Origin of the sequence: uncultured Aquimarina sp. (assembly GCF_947500065.1) — a bacterium.
GTDB lineage: Bacteria > Bacteroidota > Bacteroidia > Flavobacteriales > Flavobacteriaceae > Aquimarina.
This window is the reverse complement of record NZ_CANMQT010000002.1, coordinates 55,309-75,300: the sequence shown is the minus strand read 5'-3', so window position 1 is coordinate 75,300 and position 19,992 is coordinate 55,309. Positions and strand designations below refer to the sequence as shown.

General features: G+C 34.2%; 21 protein-coding genes. 19 read left to right on the top strand and 2 right to left on the bottom strand.

Annotation, left to right across the window (positions count from 1 at the left end; all coding sequences use genetic code 11):
• Positions 1-44: 44 nt before the first annotated feature.
• On the bottom strand, positions 45-1,808 hold the full coding sequence (locus tag Q0975_RS05970; RefSeq protein WP_299434378.1) for an aromatic amino acid hydroxylase: 1,764 nt from the start codon (positions 1,806-1,808) through the stop codon (positions 45-47).
• A 211-nt stretch (positions 1,809-2,019) separates the two neighbouring features.
• Between Q0975_RS05970 and Q0975_RS05965 the strand changes: the two genes are divergently transcribed.
• On the top strand, positions 2,020-3,678 hold the full coding sequence (locus tag Q0975_RS05965) for a T9SS type A sorting domain-containing protein (protein ID WP_299434376.1): 1,659 nt from the start codon (positions 2,020-2,022) through the stop codon (positions 3,676-3,678).
• Positions 3,679-4,001: 323 nt separating this feature from the next.
• The gene (locus tag Q0975_RS05960; RefSeq protein ID WP_299434374.1) at positions 4,002-5,669 is read left to right on the top strand and encodes a T9SS type A sorting domain-containing protein; all 1,668 of its coding nucleotides are present in this window, start codon (positions 4,002-4,004) and stop codon (positions 5,667-5,669) included.
• Positions 5,670-5,744: 75 nt separating this feature from the next.
• On the opposite strand, the gene Q0975_RS05955 is transcribed toward Q0975_RS05960, so the two are convergent.
• A complete protein-coding gene (locus Q0975_RS05955; protein ID WP_299434372.1) occupies positions 5,745-6,173 on the bottom strand; it encodes an META domain-containing protein in 429 nt (142 codons plus the stop codon).
• 149 nt (positions 6,174-6,322) lie between these two features.
• Here Q0975_RS05955 and Q0975_RS05950 point away from each other — a divergent pair, with 149 nt between their 5' ends.
• The 17 genes from Q0975_RS05950 to Q0975_RS05870 all read left to right on the top strand — a co-directional run bounded on the left by Q0975_RS05950 (position 6,323) and on the right by Q0975_RS05870 (position 19,982).
• Entirely contained in the window at positions 6,323-6,892 is a 570-nt protein-coding gene (locus tag Q0975_RS05950) for a TetR/AcrR family transcriptional regulator (protein WP_299434370.1), read from the top strand.
• Positions 6,893-6,970: 78 nt separating this feature from the next.
• Positions 6,971-8,044 (top strand): 2Fe-2S iron-sulfur cluster-binding protein, encoded by a 1,074-nt coding sequence (locus tag Q0975_RS05945; protein WP_299434368.1) that lies wholly within the window; start codon positions 6,971-6,973, stop codon positions 8,042-8,044.
• A gap of 66 nt (positions 8,045-8,110) precedes the next feature.
• Positions 8,111-9,067 (top strand): 1,2-phenylacetyl-CoA epoxidase subunit PaaA, encoded by a 957-nt coding sequence (gene paaA, locus Q0975_RS05940; protein ID WP_299434366.1) that lies wholly within the window; start codon positions 8,111-8,113, stop codon positions 9,065-9,067.
• 61 nt (positions 9,068-9,128) lie between these two features.
• Complete coding sequence (gene paaB, locus Q0975_RS05935; protein ID WP_299435882.1) at positions 9,129-9,413, top strand: 1,2-phenylacetyl-CoA epoxidase subunit PaaB; 285 nt, start codon at positions 9,129-9,131, stop codon at positions 9,411-9,413.
• A gap of 98 nt (positions 9,414-9,511) precedes the next feature.
• Positions 9,512-10,267: a 1,2-phenylacetyl-CoA epoxidase subunit PaaC gene (gene paaC / locus Q0975_RS05930; RefSeq protein ID WP_299434364.1), complete on the top strand. Its 756-nt coding sequence runs from the start codon at positions 9,512-9,514 to the stop codon at positions 10,265-10,267.
• A 67-nt stretch (positions 10,268-10,334) separates the two neighbouring features.
• The gene (paaD, locus tag Q0975_RS05925; RefSeq protein WP_299434362.1) at positions 10,335-10,838 is read left to right on the top strand and encodes a 1,2-phenylacetyl-CoA epoxidase subunit PaaD; all 504 of its coding nucleotides are present in this window, start codon (positions 10,335-10,337) and stop codon (positions 10,836-10,838) included.
• A 1-nt stretch (position 10,839) separates the two neighbouring features.
• On the top strand, positions 10,840-11,223 hold the full coding sequence (locus tag Q0975_RS05920; RefSeq protein WP_299434360.1) for a VOC family protein: 384 nt from the start codon (positions 10,840-10,842) through the stop codon (positions 11,221-11,223).
• Positions 11,224-11,290: 67 nt separating this feature from the next.
• Positions 11,291-12,070 carry an enoyl-CoA hydratase-related protein gene (locus tag Q0975_RS05915; RefSeq protein WP_299434358.1) on the top strand — a complete coding sequence of 260 codons (780 nt, stop codon included), beginning with the start codon at positions 11,291-11,293 and terminating at the stop codon, positions 12,068-12,070.
• Between the two features lie 3 nt (positions 12,071-12,073).
• Entirely contained in the window at positions 12,074-13,291 is a 1,218-nt protein-coding gene (locus Q0975_RS05910; protein WP_299434356.1) for a 3-hydroxyacyl-CoA dehydrogenase NAD-binding domain-containing protein, read from the top strand.
• A gap of 9 nt (positions 13,292-13,300) precedes the next feature.
• Positions 13,301-13,708 carry a hotdog fold thioesterase gene (locus Q0975_RS05905; protein ID WP_299434354.1) on the top strand — a complete coding sequence of 136 codons (408 nt, stop codon included), beginning with the start codon at positions 13,301-13,303 and terminating at the stop codon, positions 13,706-13,708.
• A gap of 111 nt (positions 13,709-13,819) precedes the next feature.
• Complete coding sequence (locus Q0975_RS05900) at positions 13,820-14,290, top strand: hypothetical protein (RefSeq protein ID WP_299434352.1); 471 nt, start codon at positions 13,820-13,822, stop codon at positions 14,288-14,290.
• Positions 14,291-14,330: 40 nt separating this feature from the next.
• Entirely contained in the window at positions 14,331-15,542 is a 1,212-nt protein-coding gene (gene pcaF / locus Q0975_RS05895; protein ID WP_299434350.1) for a 3-oxoadipyl-CoA thiolase, read from the top strand.
• Positions 15,543-15,545: 3 nt separating this feature from the next.
• The gene (gene paaZ / locus Q0975_RS05890; RefSeq protein ID WP_299434348.1) at positions 15,546-18,044 is read left to right on the top strand and encodes a phenylacetic acid degradation bifunctional protein PaaZ; all 2,499 of its coding nucleotides are present in this window, start codon (positions 15,546-15,548) and stop codon (positions 18,042-18,044) included.
• Positions 18,045-18,161: 117 nt separating this feature from the next.
• Positions 18,162-18,914 (top strand): enoyl-CoA hydratase/isomerase family protein, encoded by a 753-nt coding sequence (locus Q0975_RS05885; protein WP_299434346.1) that lies wholly within the window; start codon positions 18,162-18,164, stop codon positions 18,912-18,914.
• A gap of 25 nt (positions 18,915-18,939) precedes the next feature.
• Positions 18,940-19,116 (top strand): four helix bundle protein, encoded by a 177-nt coding sequence (locus tag Q0975_RS05880; RefSeq protein WP_299434344.1) that lies wholly within the window; start codon positions 18,940-18,942, stop codon positions 19,114-19,116.
• A complete protein-coding gene (locus tag Q0975_RS05875; protein ID WP_299434342.1) occupies positions 19,113-19,277 on the top strand; it encodes a four helix bundle protein in 165 nt (54 codons plus the stop codon). Before Q0975_RS05880 ends, Q0975_RS05875 begins: the two co-directional genes overlap by 4 nt.
• A 108-nt stretch (positions 19,278-19,385) precedes the next feature.
• On the top strand, positions 19,386-19,982 hold the full coding sequence (locus Q0975_RS05870) for a transferase hexapeptide repeat family protein (protein WP_299434340.1): 597 nt from the start codon (positions 19,386-19,388) through the stop codon (positions 19,980-19,982).
• Positions 19,983-19,992: the final 10 nt, after the last annotated feature.

Sequence of the window (19,992 nt, the reverse complement as noted above, 5' to 3'; positions counted from 1 at the left end):
GAAAACGTATCTAGCAAGGATGTTTTCGAACAAGTATATATTATTTACGATCCTATTAAAGCATTTTGAGCAATGATTTCAATACCGCTATCAATCAAATGTTTTATCTCTGGTTTTTTAGCTTTAATGTTTTCCAGATGTTTTAAGATGTGATCAGCAAAATTGGAATCTCTGTTGTAGATCAATTCATAGATCTCAATGGGTAATAACCAATCTTCGCAGTGATCTTTTTTGATAATTGCGAAAACAGCTTCAAGAGAAAATTTGGTGTTTTCTCCATTTCTTACATGTTTAACAGCTTGATATAGTGAATGTAACTCTTCTTCTTTTGGAGTGTATGTTCTTTTTATAGTATTCATATCTGGATTATGAGTAACCATATCAAACGAATAGTCGTCTGCTGGCCCGGAGAAAGCCGATACGATCTCTTTTCCTACGGCAAAATCGAAAGTACCCCATTCAGGTTTAAATAAGTATTCATCTTTGTACTTAATAGTACACTCTTTAAACTGAATAAGAATAAGTTCTCCTTTTATGTTTCGTATTCCAGTAATATTTATTCCGGCAACAGTAATTCCACTTTCGAACTCAAATTCGATATGTTCGCCATCATAAAAATTGTATGCCTTTAGGTCTCTTGGGGACATGTTTTCTATCGCTAGATTAATACCTTTTAATTTTCCAAGAGGAGATCTGAATCCGTTAGGGTGTGCATCAATTCCTTGACCAATCAATTCTTTTTCTCTGAACGAGAGTGCAGTAGGACCTTTGGTTTCAAAATAAATAACTTCGTTATCTTCATTTTTGATCATTCTAGTGAAGGTTCCAGAAATTTGTAAGCCAGTACTTAGTTCTATAGTTCCTAGGTTTTGAGACTCAATAAGTTTAGCTAGCCCGCGATGTCCTCCTTTACGTAAAGCCATAGTGTCCGCAAATTCTTCGAGTACTTGACATAGATATGCAAAATCTGGAGTTACAAATAATTGAGGTTGAGGCTTTGTAATATCAAAATCTTGAAACGCAGCATCAGGAATATAAGGAAGCTTAGTTACATTATTGGTCATACACCATTCACTTTCTCCAATAGAAGAAAGTAGTCCTGCACCGTAAATTTTTGGGTCATCTACACTTCCTATAAGACCATATTCTACCGTCCACCAATGTAGGTTCCTAATCAAAGCCATTTCTGAAGGTTCTGATTTTTGATTTTGTAGTTCATTGACTCTCTTTTCTGCATTTTCTATAGTTACAGGATCGGTATCAGGTGATTCTTTTAGGATTGATAGTGTACGAACAGCTTCGTACATATCGTAATCCTTTTTAGAAGAAATAGCTTTGCATCCAATTTTACCAAAACGACGTAAATATTCTGCATAATCAGGATTAGCTATAATTGGAGCATGTCCTGCCGCTTCATGAATAATGTCAGGAGCAGGCGTGTATTCTATATTTTCTAATTGCCTAATGTCTGATGCAATAACGAGTATATTATATGCCTGGAATTCCATAAATGCATTGGGAGGAATAAAGCCATCTACAGCAACCGCGGCCCACCCAATTTCTTTTAGAATTCGGTTCATTCCATACATACTAGGGATTTCATCAATAGAAATACCGGTTTTTTTCAAGCCTGTTAAATAAGAGTTATGAGCAACTTTGCTTAGTGAAGCTATATTTTTACGCATTACATACCTCCATACAGCTTGATCAATCGAGGTGTACTCATCATAGTTTTGAGGTTTGATAAATTGCTTAAGATGAGGAGGTAATCTGTCAAGTAAAGGGTTGGATTCTATCTGTAAAGGCATTTCGTAATCAAATTTTAAGCAATAAGTTTTTGATGTCGAAATGTACTGGTTTTACAACTAAGATTAGAATTAATTAACTAATTTTGTTAAGAGCTGGTGGGGTTTTGATAAATTATCCTGTTATTATTAATGAATAGAGATGTTTTTTAGGCATACGAATTATTATATAAATACAAAAAAAAAGACTAACTTAATGAATCACAGAAATATTATGAAAAAAATTATTTTAGCTACTACAGCATTGCTTTGGTGTTTGATTGCGAGTAGTCAAGTTACCAACGAAGGGAGCCCCGCTAGTTTTAGCGAAGACTTCAGTAAATCGATGAACAAAAGTGTTTCAGAAATCAAGATGCCGACATTTAATTTAGAAAAAATTAAAGCAGAGGACGAGATAAACGATTCGGATAGATCCAAACCTTATAGATTTGGTCATGAATTTAAAGTAAATGTTGATATTAAAAAAGAGGGAACATTAGATGTACTTCCTAATGGAGATCATATCTATAGAATTGGAATTTATTCTGAAGGGGCAAAATCTTTAAATTTTGTTTTTAACAAATATAATGTTCCTACAGGTGCCACGATTTATTTGTATAATGATGATAAAACTGATGTTTTAGGAGCATATACAAATGTGTTTAATCGTTCTGATGAAATGTTAGGAACTTGGATGGTGGCAGGAGAAAAAGTTTTGATAGAATATAGAGAGCCTAAAAATGTTATTGGTCAAGGAGATTTAAATTTGGGAAGAGTAGTACATGGGTATAGATCTATTACTGATGCTGATGTTCAAGAAAAAGCTCTAAATAGTTCAGGTGATTGTAATCAAGATGTGGATTGTTCAATAGGTGCTGATTACGATTCAATAAAAGATAGATTAAAGCATTCTGTAGGTTTTGTTATTATGCAGGGATTTGTATGTTCTGGAGGATTGATTAATAATACAAATAACGATGGAGCACCTTTTTTCTTAACGGCTAATCATTGTGATGCTGGTCCTGAATCGACTTGGGCTTTTCGATTTAATTGGATAAGTCCTAATCCTTCTTGTGCAACAATAGTTAATAGTACGGATGCTACAGTAAATCAAACAACAAGTGGAGCTACTAGGTTAGCTGTTAACTCTGAATCTGATGTTAGGTTACTGCGATTGGATGGTGGGCTTGATAATTCTTGGGATCTTGAGTTTGCAGGTTGGGATAGAACTGGGAATGTTCCATCTAGTTTTGTCGTTGGAATTCATCACCCTTCAGGTGATATAATGAAAGTGTGTAGAGAAAATGAGCCACTGACTAAAACGATCATTAGTTTTAATGGAAATTCTACGACTGAAATGTGGAATGTGGCAAATTGGGATCTCGGAGTTACAGAACAAGGATCTTCAGGGTCTCCTTTGTTTGACTCTAATGGAAGAATTGTTGGGCAGTTGGCAGGTGGATCCGCAGCTTGTTCAGGGACTAATGATAATAATCAACGTGATGTATATGGTAGATTTGATATTTCTTGGAATTTTGGGACAACAAATGCTACGAGACTGTCTAATTGGCTAGATCCTGGAAATACTGGTGCGACAACATTAAATTCTATTTCATATAATACTGTTTTAAGTGTAGATGAAAACGAGTTAGATAATAATACAGTACTCTTATATCCTAATCCGTCTAATGGAAGATTTAATTTAATAAATAAAGCTGAAAATAGATTGACTTATAGTCTTTTTGATATAACTGGTAAACAAGTTAGTAATGGTGAAATGAAAGGTCAGGATGCTGTGTTGGATATTTCTTCCAATGGTAGAGGAGTGTATTTTATTTCAATTGTTGATACATCAAAAAACACAAAGATTACTAAGAAAATAGTAATCAATTAAGCATTAATAGTTTTATATAAAATAAAGAAAAGGTTCTTGGGTATAGTTCAAGGATCTTTTGTTTATCAAGGATTTTTAAATATGTTGTTGAATCACATATTATTTGATCAATAGAAATGTATTTAGGATAGTGCCTGAGCTTAATTTATTATTATATGAGATAAGTAACTTGTTAATATAGTAACTAATTGATTATTTTTGTTAAAATTCGGTAGGGTTTTAACGAGTTGTCCTGTTATTATTTGTAGGAAGGTGTATAATTTACATCTTTCTAATAATTCAGTAAACACGTAAAACTAACTTAAATAGATCACATAAATATTATGAAAAAAATTATTTTATGTACTGCAGCAATACTTTGGTGTATGATTGCTAGTAGTCAAATTACAAACGAGGCTCCGAGAAGCTCATTTTCTAAGCTGAGCAAAAGCATACCAACGATAAGTATGCCTTCTTTTGATCTTAAGAAAATTCAAGAAGAAGACAAGGTAAATGATTTAATAAGGTCTAAACCGTTTAGATTTGGACATGAGTTTGATGTTGATTTAAACATGAATAATTCTGGTGTCCTTGAAGAATTGAATAATGGGGATCAGATATGGAGACTTTCCATTAAATCTGAAGGGGCAAATACCTTAAATTTTATTTTTGATTTATTTGACTTAGCGGAAGGAGCTTCTGTGCACTTATATAATGATGACAAATCTTTTGTCTTGGGAGCTTATACTAGTAAGATGAATAATGATAATAAATCTTTAGGGACTTGGATAGCTGATGGAGAAAAGATAACTATAGAATTTTATGAGCCTTCAAATGTAAAAGGATTGAGTAAGTTAAATATTGGTACTGTAGTGCATGGATATAGAACTGTTGCTAATTATGAAACTCATCTAAAAAGATTAAATGATTCTGGAGATTGTAATCAAGATGTTAATTGTGATATAGGTGCTGATTTTAATTCAATAAAAGATAATGTGAAAAAAGGAGTTGCTCTTATTCTTAATAACGGTAGTGATTGGTGTACGGGTACGCTTATAAATAATACTAGTAATAATGCTGCTCCTTATCTATTAACAGCAAATCACTGTTCGGGAGGAGAGGCAAATTGGACTTTTAGGTTTAATTGGATTAGTACAAATAATGTGTGCGCTGCTATTACTAATAGTACAGATAATGGTCCAAGTAATTATTTTCAAACTACAAGTGGAGCTACAGTTTTAGCTCAGAATAGCGAGACTGATTTTGAATTGATTGAAATTACCGGAGGTCTTGATGATTCTTGGGACCTAGAATGGGCAGGATGGGATAGAACAGGAGCTATACCTTCTTATACAGTAGGGATTCACCATCCTTCAGGAGATATTATGAAAGTGTGTAGAGATGATAATGCTCCTGAATACTTTATTCGTACGTTTAATGGAAACCCTACTACAGAGCTATGGAGGATTATAGGAGGAGGTGCGAATCAAGGTTGGGATCTTGGAGTTACAGAACCAGGTTCATCAGGTTCTGCATTGTTTGATCCTAATGGTAGAATTATAGGTCAATTAGCTGGTGGATTTGCAGCTTGCTCAGGGACTAATGATAACGGTACTGAAGATTGGTACGGTCGTTTTGATATATCATGGGATTTTGGAACAACTAACAGTACAAGGTTGTCAAATTGGTTAGATCCTGCAAATACAGGGCAAACTACTTTAGATTCATTATCTGAGGAACTATTATTAAGTGTAGATGAAAATGATGAATTAGATCGTGATATTGCATTGTATCCTAACCCATCTGATGGGGTGTTTAACGTTGCTAATAACTCAGGAAGTAAGTTGACCTATGATCTTTTTAATATAATAGGACAACAAGTAGGGTCAGGGAAAATGGATAATAAAAATTCTGTATTGGATATCTCTTCAAATGATAGTGGAGTGTATTTTATCTCAATTACTGATACATCAAAAAACACAAAGATTACCAAGAAAGTTGTAATCAGATAATAGAAGTAATTTTATAATACTATAAAAAAAGGTTTTGCGGATATTATTCACAAAACCTTTTTTTAATCTGATGCTTTACTCTGATTTTGTTGCAATTAGAATTTCTTCTTCTTTTTCATTTTTTAGAGCTAAAGTGCTTTTCTGGATATTTTTAGTTTTTAATTCTGATAAAGCTTTGAAAAACTGTTTTTCTAATTCCATAGTTTTTTCACAATATCTTTTTGAAGCTCCTGGCATTCCTATTGATAATGAAGAATCCGATAACGTATAATCGCAATAATATATATTACAACCAGAAAAACCTGAAAGCTTGTGATTAGCTTTGTCAAATTCTAAAGTAAGTTTATGTTCAGAAACGTCTTTGCCATAAAGCGAAGTGACAATGTATTTACCTTCCGGTTCTGATTGATTTTTGATTTCTTCGTTCTTGGAATTAACTTCTTTAGTGCTATTGCAATTACTAAACAAAGTGAGAGAAATTAAAAGTAAGCTTACGTATTTCATAATGATCTGGATTTAAAGTGAAACATCAAAGAGATGCGGTATTATTTCGAATATAACAAATTTATTATATTTTAGTCTTTAATCTCGGATTGTATGTCATAATAGAGATGAAAATTTAAATTTAATTAAAAGTACAAACTCATTTGCCAATGAAACAAGAAAGTAGAAAGCAAGAAATAGTAAATGCTGCGGCTATTCTTTTTAAGGAAAAAGGATATAGCGCCGTTACTATGAGAGATTTAGCTACGGCTATGGGTATTAAAGCAGCTAGTTTGTATAATCACATTCAGTCCAAGCAGGAGATCTTGTCTACTATTATTATTGAACTTGCTGAAGAATTTACTACCGGAATGAATCAAATAGTAGGTTCTGATAAAAGTTCAATTCAAAAATTAGAAAATATCATAAGTCTACATATTGATGTCACTTTGAGAAATGCTGATGGATTAGCTTCGTTGAATAATGACTGGATGCATTTAGAAGAAGAAAACCTCTTATATTTCGAGAAGATGCGTCAGGATTATGAAGGTAACTTCAGAAAGATTGTGAAAAAAGGAGTGGATGATAATGAGATTAAATCTAATAATATAGAAATTATAGTATTTTCTATGTTGTCAACTCTTAGAACGCTATATCTGTGGTATCCAAAACAAAAAAATATCGATGCTAACATTCTTAAAAGAGATATGATATCGGTACTGCTCAAAGGAGTGGTTTAAAATTAACAATTAATTAATTGTGTATGAAACTAACAATCGTTAGTTTTGCTGCACTATAACGATATAGTAAAGCATTTCATGAGTGATTTTCATACCATTAAAATAGCTGAAGTTCTTAGAGAAACTAAGGACTGTACTTCGATAACTTTTGATATACCTCAAAAGTTAAAAGAAGAATTTGCGTATAAGCAAGGTCAGTATTTAACATTAAAAACCGTACTTGATGGAGAAGAGGTACGACGTAACTATTCTTTGTACTCAAGTCCTATTGAGGATGTTTGGAAAGTTGCTGTAAAAAGAATAGACGGTGGTTTATTCTCTAATTTTGCTTGTAAAGTATTGAAAGCAGGTGATGAGTTAGAAGTGTTACCGCCGAATGGAAGTTTTTTTACCGAAGTAGATACAACAAAAGCAAAGAATTATATTGTTTTTGCTGCTGGAAGTGGAATTACTCCAATTCTTTCCATAATTAAAACACATCTTGCACTTGAACCGAATAGCACATTCAAGCTGTTTTACTTGAATCGTACTGTTAAATCTATTATCTTTAAAGAAGAGATTGAGGCTTTAAGAAACACCTATTTTGGGAGGTTTGAGATATTTTACCTTCTAACGAAAGAACATCGCGATATTCCATTGCTTAATGGGAGATTTACTTCGGAGAAGTTAAAAGAACTTACTGATAAAATTATTGATGTTTCTGACGTTGATGAATGTTTTATTTGTGGCCCGGAAGAGATGATTTTCTTAATAAGAGATGAATTAGTAGAAGCAGGATTATCCAGGGATAATATTCATTTCGAACTATTCTTTTCTGGAGTTACTGAAGAAGATAAAAAAAGAGCAGCAACAGCAATAGAACACAAGTTCGATGGAACCGAAGTTACCATAATTGATGGCGGTAAGGAATTTCATTTCGGAATGGATGATGACTATGATAATATCTTAGATGGAGCATTAGCTGCAGGAGCAGATCTCCCTTTTGCTTGTAAAGGAGGTGTCTGTAGTACCTGTAAGTGTAGAATAGTTGAAGGTGAAGTAGAGATGAAAATAAATTATGCGCTAGATGAAGATGAAGTAGCAAAAGGGCTAGTATTGTCTTGCCAAGCGGTACCAACTACAGAGAAGGTAGTAGTTGATTTTGATGTGTAATCAGAATTTTTATAATTCTGATAATAATACTGAAATCTGTATTCAGAATAATAAAACTCAAATATTATGAGTGAAAAAGAAATAAAAAATCTGGAAGAACTCTTTGATCAAAGAATTGCCAGAGATGAAAAAATTGAACCAAAAGATTGGATGCCTGAAAAATATCGAAAGACCCATATCAGGCAGATATCACAACATGCACATTCAGAAATTGTAGGAATGTTACCAGAAGGTAACTGGATCTCCAGAGCTCCGTCTATGAGGCGTAAAGTAGCATTATTAGCTAAAGTGCAAGATGAAGCTGGACATGGATTATACCTATATAGTGCTTGCGAAACGCTTGGGATTTCTCGAGAAGAGCTATATGAACAATTACATACTGGGAAAGCTAAGTATTCTAGTATTTTTAATTATCCTACACTAACTTGGGCGGATATAGGAGCTATTGGTTGGCTGGTAGATGGTGCAGCGATAATAAATCAAGTGCCATTATGTAGTACTTCTTATGGACCATATGCCAGAGCCATGATTCGTGTGTGTAAAGAGGAAAGTTTTCATCAGCGTCAAGGATATGAAATTATGATGACGTTGGCCAATGGAACACCGGAACAAAAAGAATTAGCTCAGGATGCATTAAATCGTTGGTGGTGGCCATCTTTAATGATGCTTGGTCCTACGGATGCCGAATCTGTGCATACAGAGCAATCCATGAAATGGAAATTAAAACGTAAAACTAATGACGAACTTCGTCAACAATTTATAGATCAAACCGTCCCTCAAGCTGATCTTATTGGTTTAACTGTTCCTGATTCAGATTTAAAATGGAATGAAGAAACAAAAAAATATGATTTTGGTGAAATCGATTGGGATGAATTCTGGCAGGTAGTTAAAGGTCATGGACCCTGTAATAAAGAAAGATTATCAGCAAGAGTAAATGCTTGGGAAGAAGGAGAATGGGTGCGTGATGCTGCCATGGCGTACGCCGAAAAACAACAAAATAATAAAATAAAGAAAGCAATTTAATAAATTCCTTATATACTTATTTCTCACTATGAGAAAGATTGTGGGTAAGGGCGCATTGATTATGAAAAAAAATTGGCCACTTTGGGAAGTTTTTGTTAGAAGTAAAAATGGTTTGGAACATCGTCATTTTGGGAGTTTACGTGCTGCAGATGAGGAAATGGCATTAGAAAATGCCAGAGATGTATACACCCGCAGAAGTGAAGGAGTAAGTATTTGGGTAGTGGAATCTAAGCATATTACTGCATCTAATCCAGAAAATAATGGAGAACTGTTCGAACCTGCTCAGGATAAAGTATACAGACATCCTACTTTTTATACATTACCCGATGAGGTAAAACATATGTAATTATTGTAGTAACAATAATTACATTTCTCGCGAAGGCGGGAAACCCATAAAAAGAACTTAAAGTTAATCTAAAGATACCCGGTTTCGCGGGCAATGTCATGAAAAAAGAAAATCTTATACAATACATTTACGGGATTGCTGATAATGCTCTGATTTTAGGACAACGTCTTTCTGAATTATGTGGTCATGGACCAAATTTAGAAACAGATATAGCTTGTACTAATATGGCATTGGATCTATTAGGACAAACTCGTAGTTATTATCAGTATGTAGCTCAGTTATCTGGAGAAAAAGTTTCGGAAGATGATATTGCTTTTCTAAGAACAGAAAGGCAATATAAGAATGTACTTTTAGTAGAACAACCAAATAATCATTTTGGATACATAATTACACGTCAGTTTTTTTATGATGCATTCCATTTGTTATTACTACAAGAGCTTCAAAACAGTAAAGATGAAACACTTTCAGCTATTGCAAAAAAAGCAATAAAAGAAGTTAGCTATCATCAACGTTTTTCTTCTGATTGGATAAAGAGATTAGGAGATGGGACAGAAGTAAGTCGTCAAAAAGTTCAGGAAGCAGTAAATGATCTTTGGAAATTTACGGATGAACTATTTCAACTTACGGAATATGATAAAAATGCTGTCGAACTTGGTGTTGGAGTGGATGTTAGCCTTTTAAAAGAGAAGTATTACCAAATTGTAAAAGAAACTCTAGAAGAGGCTACTTTGATAATTCCAGAACTTAAGTGGTTTAGAAAAGGAGGTAAGGAAGGAGTGCATAGCGAACATATGGGGTACTTGCTATCTGATTTACAGTATATGCAGCGTACATATCCTAATATGAAATGGTAACAAATTATGGCTATTGTCATCCTGAACATACCTAAGAACTGTTTCGGGATTTATATTTAAATACAAAATGACAATTGAACTAGAACAACATATTGATCCCAAGTTATACTCGATTCTCGAGAAAGTTAGTGATCCGGAAATTCCAGTGTTATCTATTATGGATATGGGAGTAGTTAGATATGCTCAAGTAATTAATAATGTTGTTCAAATTAAAATTACACCAACATATAGTGGATGTCCAGCAATGGACGTAATAGGAGATGATATTATTAATGCCTTTAAAAAAGAAAATATAGAGGCTAAGGTATCCTTAGTACTATCTCCAGCTTGGACAACAGATTGGATTACTCCAAGAGGTAGGAATGCTCTGGAGAAATATGGAATAGCGGCTCCATTAGAAGAAGACGCTGATAAAGAAGCTTTACTAGGAAATAGAAAGATAGTAAAATGCCCTCAATGTGGCTCTACTAGTACAAAAATGATAAGTCAATTTGGTTCTACAGCTTGTAAGGCATTATTTCAGTGTGAAAGTTGCCTGGAACCGTTTGATTATTTTAAATGTTTGAAGTGATATGCTAGGATTAAGAACCACCATATATAAAGTAAGTGATTTAAAAAAAGCTGCAGAATGGTATGCAAAGGCTTTTGAAACAAAACAATACTTTGATGAACCCTTTTATGTGGGTTTTAATATTGGAGGATATGAGCTTGGATTATTGCCAGAAGAAGAGGTTGTCAAAGAAAAAGCGGATAGTGTACTGTCATATTGGGGAGTAGATGATATTCATAAAACATACCAAAAACTTATAGCGCTAGGATCGGTAGCGCATGAAGAACCAACAAATGTAGGCGGCGAATTGATGGTAGCCTCTGTAAAAGATCCTTGGAATAATATTATTGGGATAATTTATAATCCACATTTTAAAATAGAAAGTTTAACAGATTTAAAAAAATAACCTAAAACTCCTTCTCCTAGCCTGTGCTGAGCGCAGTCGAAGTAGGAGAGGGTTGAGGTGAGGGCCTATGAACTCAGTAGAATTAGAAATACAAAACGGAATTGCCAAAGTAACATTAAATCGACCTGAATCATTTAATAGTTTCAATAGAGAGATGGCATTAAGGTTACAGGACACTTTAGATTCTTGTGAATCAAACAATGAAGTAAGAGCAATAGTACTTACAGGAAGTGGTAAGGCATTTTGTGCAGGTCAAGATCTTAAAGAAGTTACTTCCCCAGAATTGAATCCTGGTTTTAGAAAAATATTGGAAGAGCATTACAATCCAATTGTAAAAAGAATAAGAAATATTGAAAAACCAATAATAGCAGCAATAAATGGTGTTGCTGCTGGTGCTGGAGCCAATTTAGCATTGGCCTGTGATATAGTGGTAGCATCAGAAACAGCATCATTTATTCAGGCATTTAGTAAAATTGGACTAATCCCTGATAGTGCAGGAACTTTCTTTTTGCCTAGATTAATTGGTTTCCAAAAAGCATCTGCTTTGATGATGTTAGGCGATAAAGTTTCTGCAAAAGAAGCAGCAGAATTAGGAATGATTTATAAAGTGCTAGAAGTAGAAGCTTTTGAAGAAGAAGTAAACAAGTTAGCTTTAAAAGTTGCTAAAATGCCAACAAAAGCATTAGGGTTGACAAAAAGATTATTAAATCAATCAATGGTTAATAATTTAGAGGATCAATTAGCAATAGAATCTGATTTGCAAATAGAAGCTGCTGAAAGTGAAGATTACGCTGAAGGAGTACAATCTTTTATAGAAAAGAGAAAACCGGTTTTTAAAGGAAAATAAATTATGATTGTAGGTATAATAGGATCCGGAACCATGGGAAGTGGTATTGCACAAGTTGCCGCTACCGCAGGTTGTTTTGTAAAAGTATTTGATACAAAACAGGAGGCCTTAGATAAAAGTAAACTTGGATTAGAAAAGATTCTTTCTCGTTTAATCGAAAAAGGAAGAATTGATGAAACAAAAAAGAAACGTATACAAGGGAATATTTCCTATGTAAGTACGCTAAAAGAGCTTAGTGATGTTGATCTAACTATTGAAGCAATTATTGAGAATTTAGATATCAAGAAAAAAGTGTTTTCAGAATTAGAAAGTTATATTTCTAAGGACTCTATTATCGCTTCCAATACATCATCATTATCCATTGCTTCAATCGCATCTTCATTATTAAAACCCGAGCGATGTATTGGAATTCACTTTTTCAATCCAGCTCCTTTAATGAAATTAGTTGAGGTAATTCCTGCAGTTCAAACCTCTAATGAGGTGAAAAACAAAGTGGTTAATATCATTAAAGATTGGAAAAAAGTAGTAGCAATTGCTAAGGATACGCCTGGTTTTATCGTGAATCGTGTAGCTAGACCTTTTTATGGAGAATCACTTCGTATATATGAAGAAGGGTTAGCAGATATTACAACTATTGATGCTAGTTTGAAAGAACTTGGAGGATTCAGAATGGGACCTTTTGAACTGATGGACTTTATTGGTAATGATGTTAATTATACAGTTACCGAAACGGTATTTTCGGCCTTCTATTATGATCCAAGATATAAACCATCTTTTACCCAAAAAAGATTATCAGAAGCAGGATATTTAGGAAGAAAATCTGGGAAAGGATATTACAATTATGATGAAAAAGGAAAAATTACATCCCAAAATATAGGCAGTGTCGTTAATTCTGATGGAGGTGATACATTATCTAAAGAAGAACTTTCGCAATATATATATAATAGAGTATTAGTAATGTTAATTAATGAAGCTGCAGATGCATTGTTCTGGAATATAGCTTCAGCAGAAGATATTGATAATGCGATGACTAAAGGGGTTAATTATCCAAAAGGATTACTTTCTTGGGCTGATGAAAAAGGAATCGATTGGTGTGTTAATAAATTAGATAAGCTGTACAACGAATATCATGAAGATAGGTACAGGTGCAGTCCACTTTTAAGAAAAATGGAGCGAGAGAATAAAACATTTTTTAACCCTCAATTAATTACTGATAACTAATTCTGGAGTATGATCGATTCAATAACTATCCCACATAAAATGCTTAGCCAAGATGCTTTTAGTCAGTGGTTGGGTATAGAGGTTTTAGAGGTAGAAAAAGGAAGATGTAAAGTGGGAATGACAATCCGAAAAGAGATGCTGAATAGTATGGGTAAAGCTCACGGAGGAATATCATACAGCTTGGCAGATACAGCATTTGGCTTTTCAGCAAATACCCACGGTAAATACGCTGTTTCGATAGAAACATCGATTAATCATATAGAAGCATTAGAAGAAGGAGATTATCTCACCGCAGAAGCAGTGACTGATATCGTAAAAACCAAAATTGGATTTAATATCGTAGAAGTAAAACGAGGAGAACAAATGGTGGCACTTTTTAAAGGAGTCGTATATAGAACCAATAAGGATTGGGAATAAAAATTAAGTACTAAAGCTAACGAGCATAAACTAATGAGAGCATTTTTAATAGCAATATTATTTTTATCGATTGTTTCCTGTGGGAAGGATCCCAAATCAAAAACAGAAACTTTGGAGGGAACTGAGCCAATCGTTTCAGAAACGAAAGAAGAAATAGCAGAGGAAGTTGAGAATGCTATGGGGGATATTTTTAGTGACCAAATAGCGATGGAAATAGATGAAACGGTATTTGTGGTTGATAATGGAACAAACCGAGCAAATGAGGATATGTCTGCAGGTATAATGAAAATGTTAGCACCGCAACCTTATGATACTTTTAAAGAAAAAATGATGAATGAGCCCGAAGAACAAAACGGGGTGACTTCTTTAGGAATAGAAGAAACTGAACTTGAAGGTAGAAAAGTGCTTGTCCAAAAGTCAATGACTACAGATGAGGTGGGTGATAAAATGATCATGATGATGCATGCATTACCAGCTGGTGAAAAAACCATCATGATATCGTCCTATTTTATGGAAAAAGAAGCATCTAAATACTTGCCACTGATAGAAAAATCAGTAATAACAGCGAAGCTTAAGAAATAATATTTTTATACTCAAAAACTCACATACTCAGAGACTAAACATGAAAGAAGCATATATAATAGATGGAGTTCGAACTCCCATAGGAAGTTATAAGGGAACATTATCTGCTGTTAGAACAGATGATTTGGGAGCTTTGGTAATTAAAGAATTGGTAGAAAAAAACCCTAATATTCCTAAAGAAGCTTATGATGATGTGATTATGGGCTGTGCGAATCAAGCAGGAGAAGATAATCGTAATGTAGCAAGAATGTCTTTATTGTTAGCAGGATTACCATTTACCGTTCCTGGTGAAACAATTAATCGTTTATGTAGTTCCGGTTTATCAGCAATTGTTCAAGCTAATCGCGCAATTAAAGCAGGAGATGGAGATCTTTTTATATCCGGTGGAGTAGAGAATATGACGCGTGGCCCATACGTAATCGCCAAGCCTTCATCAGCTTTTGGAAATGATTCTAAGATGTATGATTCTAGTTTTGGGTGGCGCTTTGTAAACAAAAAAATGCACGAGCTATATGGAACTGATGGAATGGGAACTACTGCTGAAAATTTAGTAGAAAAATATAATATATCACGTGAGGATCAAGATGCTTTTGCTTATTGGAGTCAGATGAAAGCGACTAAAGCGCAAGAATCAGGAAGATTGGCAAAAGAAATTACGACTGTCAAGATTCCACAAAGAAAAAAAGATCCAATTCAATTTTCTCAGGATGAATTTATAAAAGCAGGGACAACCAAGGAAATATTAGGCAAATTACGTCCGGCTTTCAAAAAAGAAGGAAGTGTAACTGCAGGAAATGCATCTGGACTAAATGATGGAGCAGCGGCAACAATAATAGCCTCAGAAGATGCTGTTAAAAAATATAACCTAAATCCAATTGCTCGAATTGTAAGTTCAGCGGTTGTAGGAGTAGAACCAAGAATTATGGGAATAGGACCAGTACAGGCGTCTAATAAGGCATTAGAAAAAGCTGGGATTACCATGGATGATATTGATGTAATTGAATTAAATGAAGCGTTTGCTTCCCAAGCGCTAGCATGTATAAGAGAATGGGGATTAAAAGATGATGATCCTAGAATTAATCCTAATGGAGGATCTATCGCAATTGGACATCCGCTTGGAGTAACAGGAACCAGAATCGCGTATTCAGCTGCTTTAGAATTACAACAACAAAATAAACGATATGCACTAATTACTATGTGTGTAGGTGTCGGACAAGGATATGCTTGCGTAATAGAAAACTCAAATCTCTAATTTATGAAAACACTAGAAAGCTACATAAACGGAAAATGGGTAACTGGTTCAGGAGATGGATTAGTAATGCACGATGCCGTTACAGGAGATCCTATTGGATTGTCAACAACCCAAGGATTAGATATTCCTGAAGTTTTACAATATGGAAGAACTAAAGGAGGAGAAGTACTAAGGAAAATGACTTTTCAGGAACGTGGAAATATGCTTAAGTCGTTAGCATTATATCTGACCAAAAGAAAAGAACAATTTTATGAATTAAGTTTTAGATCTGGAGCAACACGCATTGATAGTTGGATTGATATTGAAGGTGGTTTTGGGAACCTTTTTGCTAATGCATCTTTACGTAAATTATTTCCGAATCAATCATACCACGTAGAAGGAGATCCAATTGATCTTTCGCGAGGAGGAAGATTTATGGCGCATCACATTTTAGTTCCTAAAAGAGGAGTAGCCGTGCATATTAATGCATTTAATTTTCCAATATGGGGAATGCTAGAAAAATGTGCTGTGAATTGGATGGCAGGAATGCCAGCAGTTGTATTACCAGCTCCACAAACAGCTTACTTAACAGAAGCTGTAGTAAGAGTTATTGTAGACTCTGGAATATTACCAGAAGGGTCTTTACAATTACTGAGCGGAATGACTAAGAATATATTAGACACAGTGGAATCTCAGGATGTAGTAACTTTTACAGGTTCCGCACATACCGGAAAAATCTTAAAAGCACATCCTAGATTGATAGAAGAATCTGTGCCGTTCACAATGGAAGCAGATTCGTTAAATGCTTGTGTTCTGGGAGAAGATGCGATACCTGGAACTCCAGAATTTGATTTATTTGTTAAAGAAGTTCGAAAAGAAATGACCGTTAAAACAGGTCAGAAATGTACAGCTATCCGTAGAATTATTGTGCCATCAAAATTGGTGGAAGATGTACAAATAGCTTTAGGAAAACAATTAGATAAAGTAACCATTGGAGATCCACGATTGAAGGAAGTTCGAATGGGAGCATTGGCAAGTAAACAACAAGTAGAAAGTTTTAGGAATAACGTTACAGAGATTGCAAAAACAGCACAGATTGTATATGGTGATCTAGATAAAATCGAAACGGTTGGCGCAGATGCTAAAAAAGGAGCATTTGTGAGTCCAATTTTGATGAGACAAGACAATCCGTTCCAGCACACAGGTGTTCATGAAATCGAGGCTTTTGGACCAGTATCAACAATAATGCCTTACGATACATTAGAAGATGCAATCACTTTATCCCAGATGGGTAAAGGATCTTTAGTGTCCTCTATATTTACATATGATGATCGGATAGCTAAAGAATATGTAGTAGGAGCAGCTTCTCATCACGGACGTATTTTGATTGGTAATAGAGAAAATGCGAAGCAAAGTACAGGACATGGTTCACCATTACCGATGCTTACGCATGGAGGACCAGGAAGAGCTGGAGGAGGAGAAGAAATGGGAGGAATGCGTGGAATTAAACACTATATGCAACGATGCGCAATACAAGGAACACCAACAACTTTAACAGAAGTCACTGGGATTTATCAGGCAAACTCAAAGTATAAAGAGTCGGACAAGCATCCTTTTGCCTATCATTGGGAAGATATCGAACCAGGAATGTCACTCAAAACACATAAGCGTACAGTAACCGATACAGATATTATAAATTTTGGAAACCTGACGTGGGATCATTTTTATGCCCATACAGATATCACTTCTTTAGAAGGAAGTATTTTCGAAAAGCGTACTGCTCATGGATACTTTATTCTAGCAGCAGCGGCTGGATTATTTGTATATCCTAATAAAGGACCTGTGGCAGCTAATTATGGATTAGAAGAATGTAGATTTTTACGTCCTATCTATCATAATGATACAGTATATGTTAGATTAACTTGTAAGCAGAAAATAGATCGTGATCATCGTGGTAAAGAACTTCCAAGCGGAATTGTAAAATGGTTTGTTGAGGTATTTGATCAAGAAGATGAATTAACTGCAATAGCCACAATTTTAACGATGGTACAAAAGAAATCACCATTTATACAAGTAAATCGTTCAAATATTGAAGGATATTTAGCTCAGCTAACAGAAGACGCTAAACCTAAATGGGGGATGATGACTCCACAACATATGTTAGAACATGTAGAAAAAACAATTCGAATTGGTGCTGGAGAGATTCAAGATTTTGAAATAGCAACACCAGAGAAATATTTGGAGAAAGTTCAGGAAATGGTTTACAATCATAAGCCAATGCCTAAAGGTCATAATCATCCTTTAATGAAAGAAGGCGTTTTGGAAGATTTAGCTTATGAGGATTTGGCAACAGCAAAGTTTAAGTTGTTAGAAGCTATGGATGCATTCGATTTGTATTTTAAAGAGAATCCTGATGCGATTACTAAAAATGCTGTTTTTGGAGAAATGAACAAATTTGAGTGGGATTTATTAAACGTTAAGCATCTCAATCATCATTTTGCTCAGTTTGGATTATTAGATTAATTGAATAAAAAAAGAATGTAAAACTGAAAAATGTAAAATTCTAAATACAAAAGGTTTGATAGATTATAAGATTTACTTTTAACTTTTGAGTTTAACATTTAAAATTCGATATTTAAATTGACACAACCATACGTAAAAATAGATATAGAAAACGGAGTAGGAACTATAGAGTTCTTTCATCCAGCACATAATTCATTACCAGGAGATATTTTGGCTAAGTTAGCTCAAACAATTACTGATGCAGGTAATAATGATGAAATTAAGGTAATAGTGCTGAAAAGTGGAGGTTCTAGAACTTTTTGTGCAGGAGCAAGTTTTAAAGAATTGATTAATATCAATGATGCGGAAACAGGTAAGGTGTTTTTCTCTGGTTTTGCAAACGTGATTAATGCCATGCGTACATGTCCAAAATTTATTATTGGACGCGTACAAGGTAAAACTGTTGGAGGAGGAGTTGGAGTTGCATCTGCCACAGATTATTGTATGGCCACAAAATTTGCTTCAATCAAGTTAAGTGAATTGAATGTAGGAATAGGTCCTTTTGTAGTTGGACCAGCGGTAGAGCGTAAAATAGGGCTATCTGCTATGACGCAAATTGCCATTGATGCTAATTCATTTTATGATGCAGCATGGGCAAGAGATAAAGGATTATTTACGAAGGTTTTTGAAGATACAGAAACACTAGATAAGGAAGTAAAAGAATTTGCAGAACATTTATGCACATATAATCCTGAAGCAATGCGGGATATGAAAAAAGCTTTTTGGGAAGGAACAGAGCATTGGGATACAATGTTAGCCGAGAGAGCGGTAATAAGCGGACGATTAGTGTTGTCAGATTTTACCAAAGAAACATTGAAGAGGTTTAAATAAAATGAAAATAACTTAAAAGTATGATTTGCAAGAAAGACTTGTTAAATTTTCAGCAAGTATAATTCTTAATGTAGGTGGTTTGAATAAGAATTTTGCTTCTGAACATTTGGCTAAACAATTAATTCTATCATCAACTTCTTCAGCCTTAAATTATGGAGAAGCACAAGGACAGAATCAAGAAGGGATTTTATTCATAAAATGAAAATATGCCTTAAGGAATTGAGGGAATCTCAAGTTAATTTACAAGTATTAAGAGAAGCAGAATTGATTAATGATGTAGATAAGTTTGATATGATTATGCAAGAATGTAAAGAATTGGTTGCAATTTTTACTAGTAGTATCAAGACTACAAATAATAAGTAATTTAATATAGAACCGAAAAATTTAAAATAAAAAATGTAAAAGTTTCTGAGACAAAAAAGTTTTACTTTAAACTTTTGCATTTATAATTTAGTATTTGATGTTTAAAAAATGATATACTCATTTAAAGGATATATACCAGTTGTACATGAAAGTAGTTTTGTGCATCCACTCGCGGCTGTAACTGGTAATGTAATTATTGGTGAGAATTGTTATATCGGTCCAGGAGCTGCCATACGGGGAGATTGGGGTGAGATTATCCTTGAAGATGGAGTTAATGTTCAAGAAAACTGTACTGTACATATGTTTCCTGGAAAATCGATAATATTAAAAGAAAGTGCACACGTTGGGCACGGAGCGGTAATTCATGGAGCTAATTTAGGGCGTAATTGCCTAGTTGGAATGAATACTGTTATTATGGATGACGCAGAAATTGGAGATGAATGTATCGTAGGTGCTATGTCTTTCATAAAAGCGAAAGCTATGTTCCCAAAACGAAGTTTAATTGTTGGAAATCCAGCGAAAGTTATAAAACAGGTAAGTGATGAAATGATTGCCTGGAAAACTAAAGGTACAGGTTTGTATCAACAGTTACCAGCAGATTGTTTTGAATCTTTAAGAGAAGTAGAACCGCTGAGAGAAGTTCCGAAAGATCGAGATACTCAAGAAGCGTTTTATAAAACATTAGAAGAATTTAAAGAGAAATAGATAATACCTA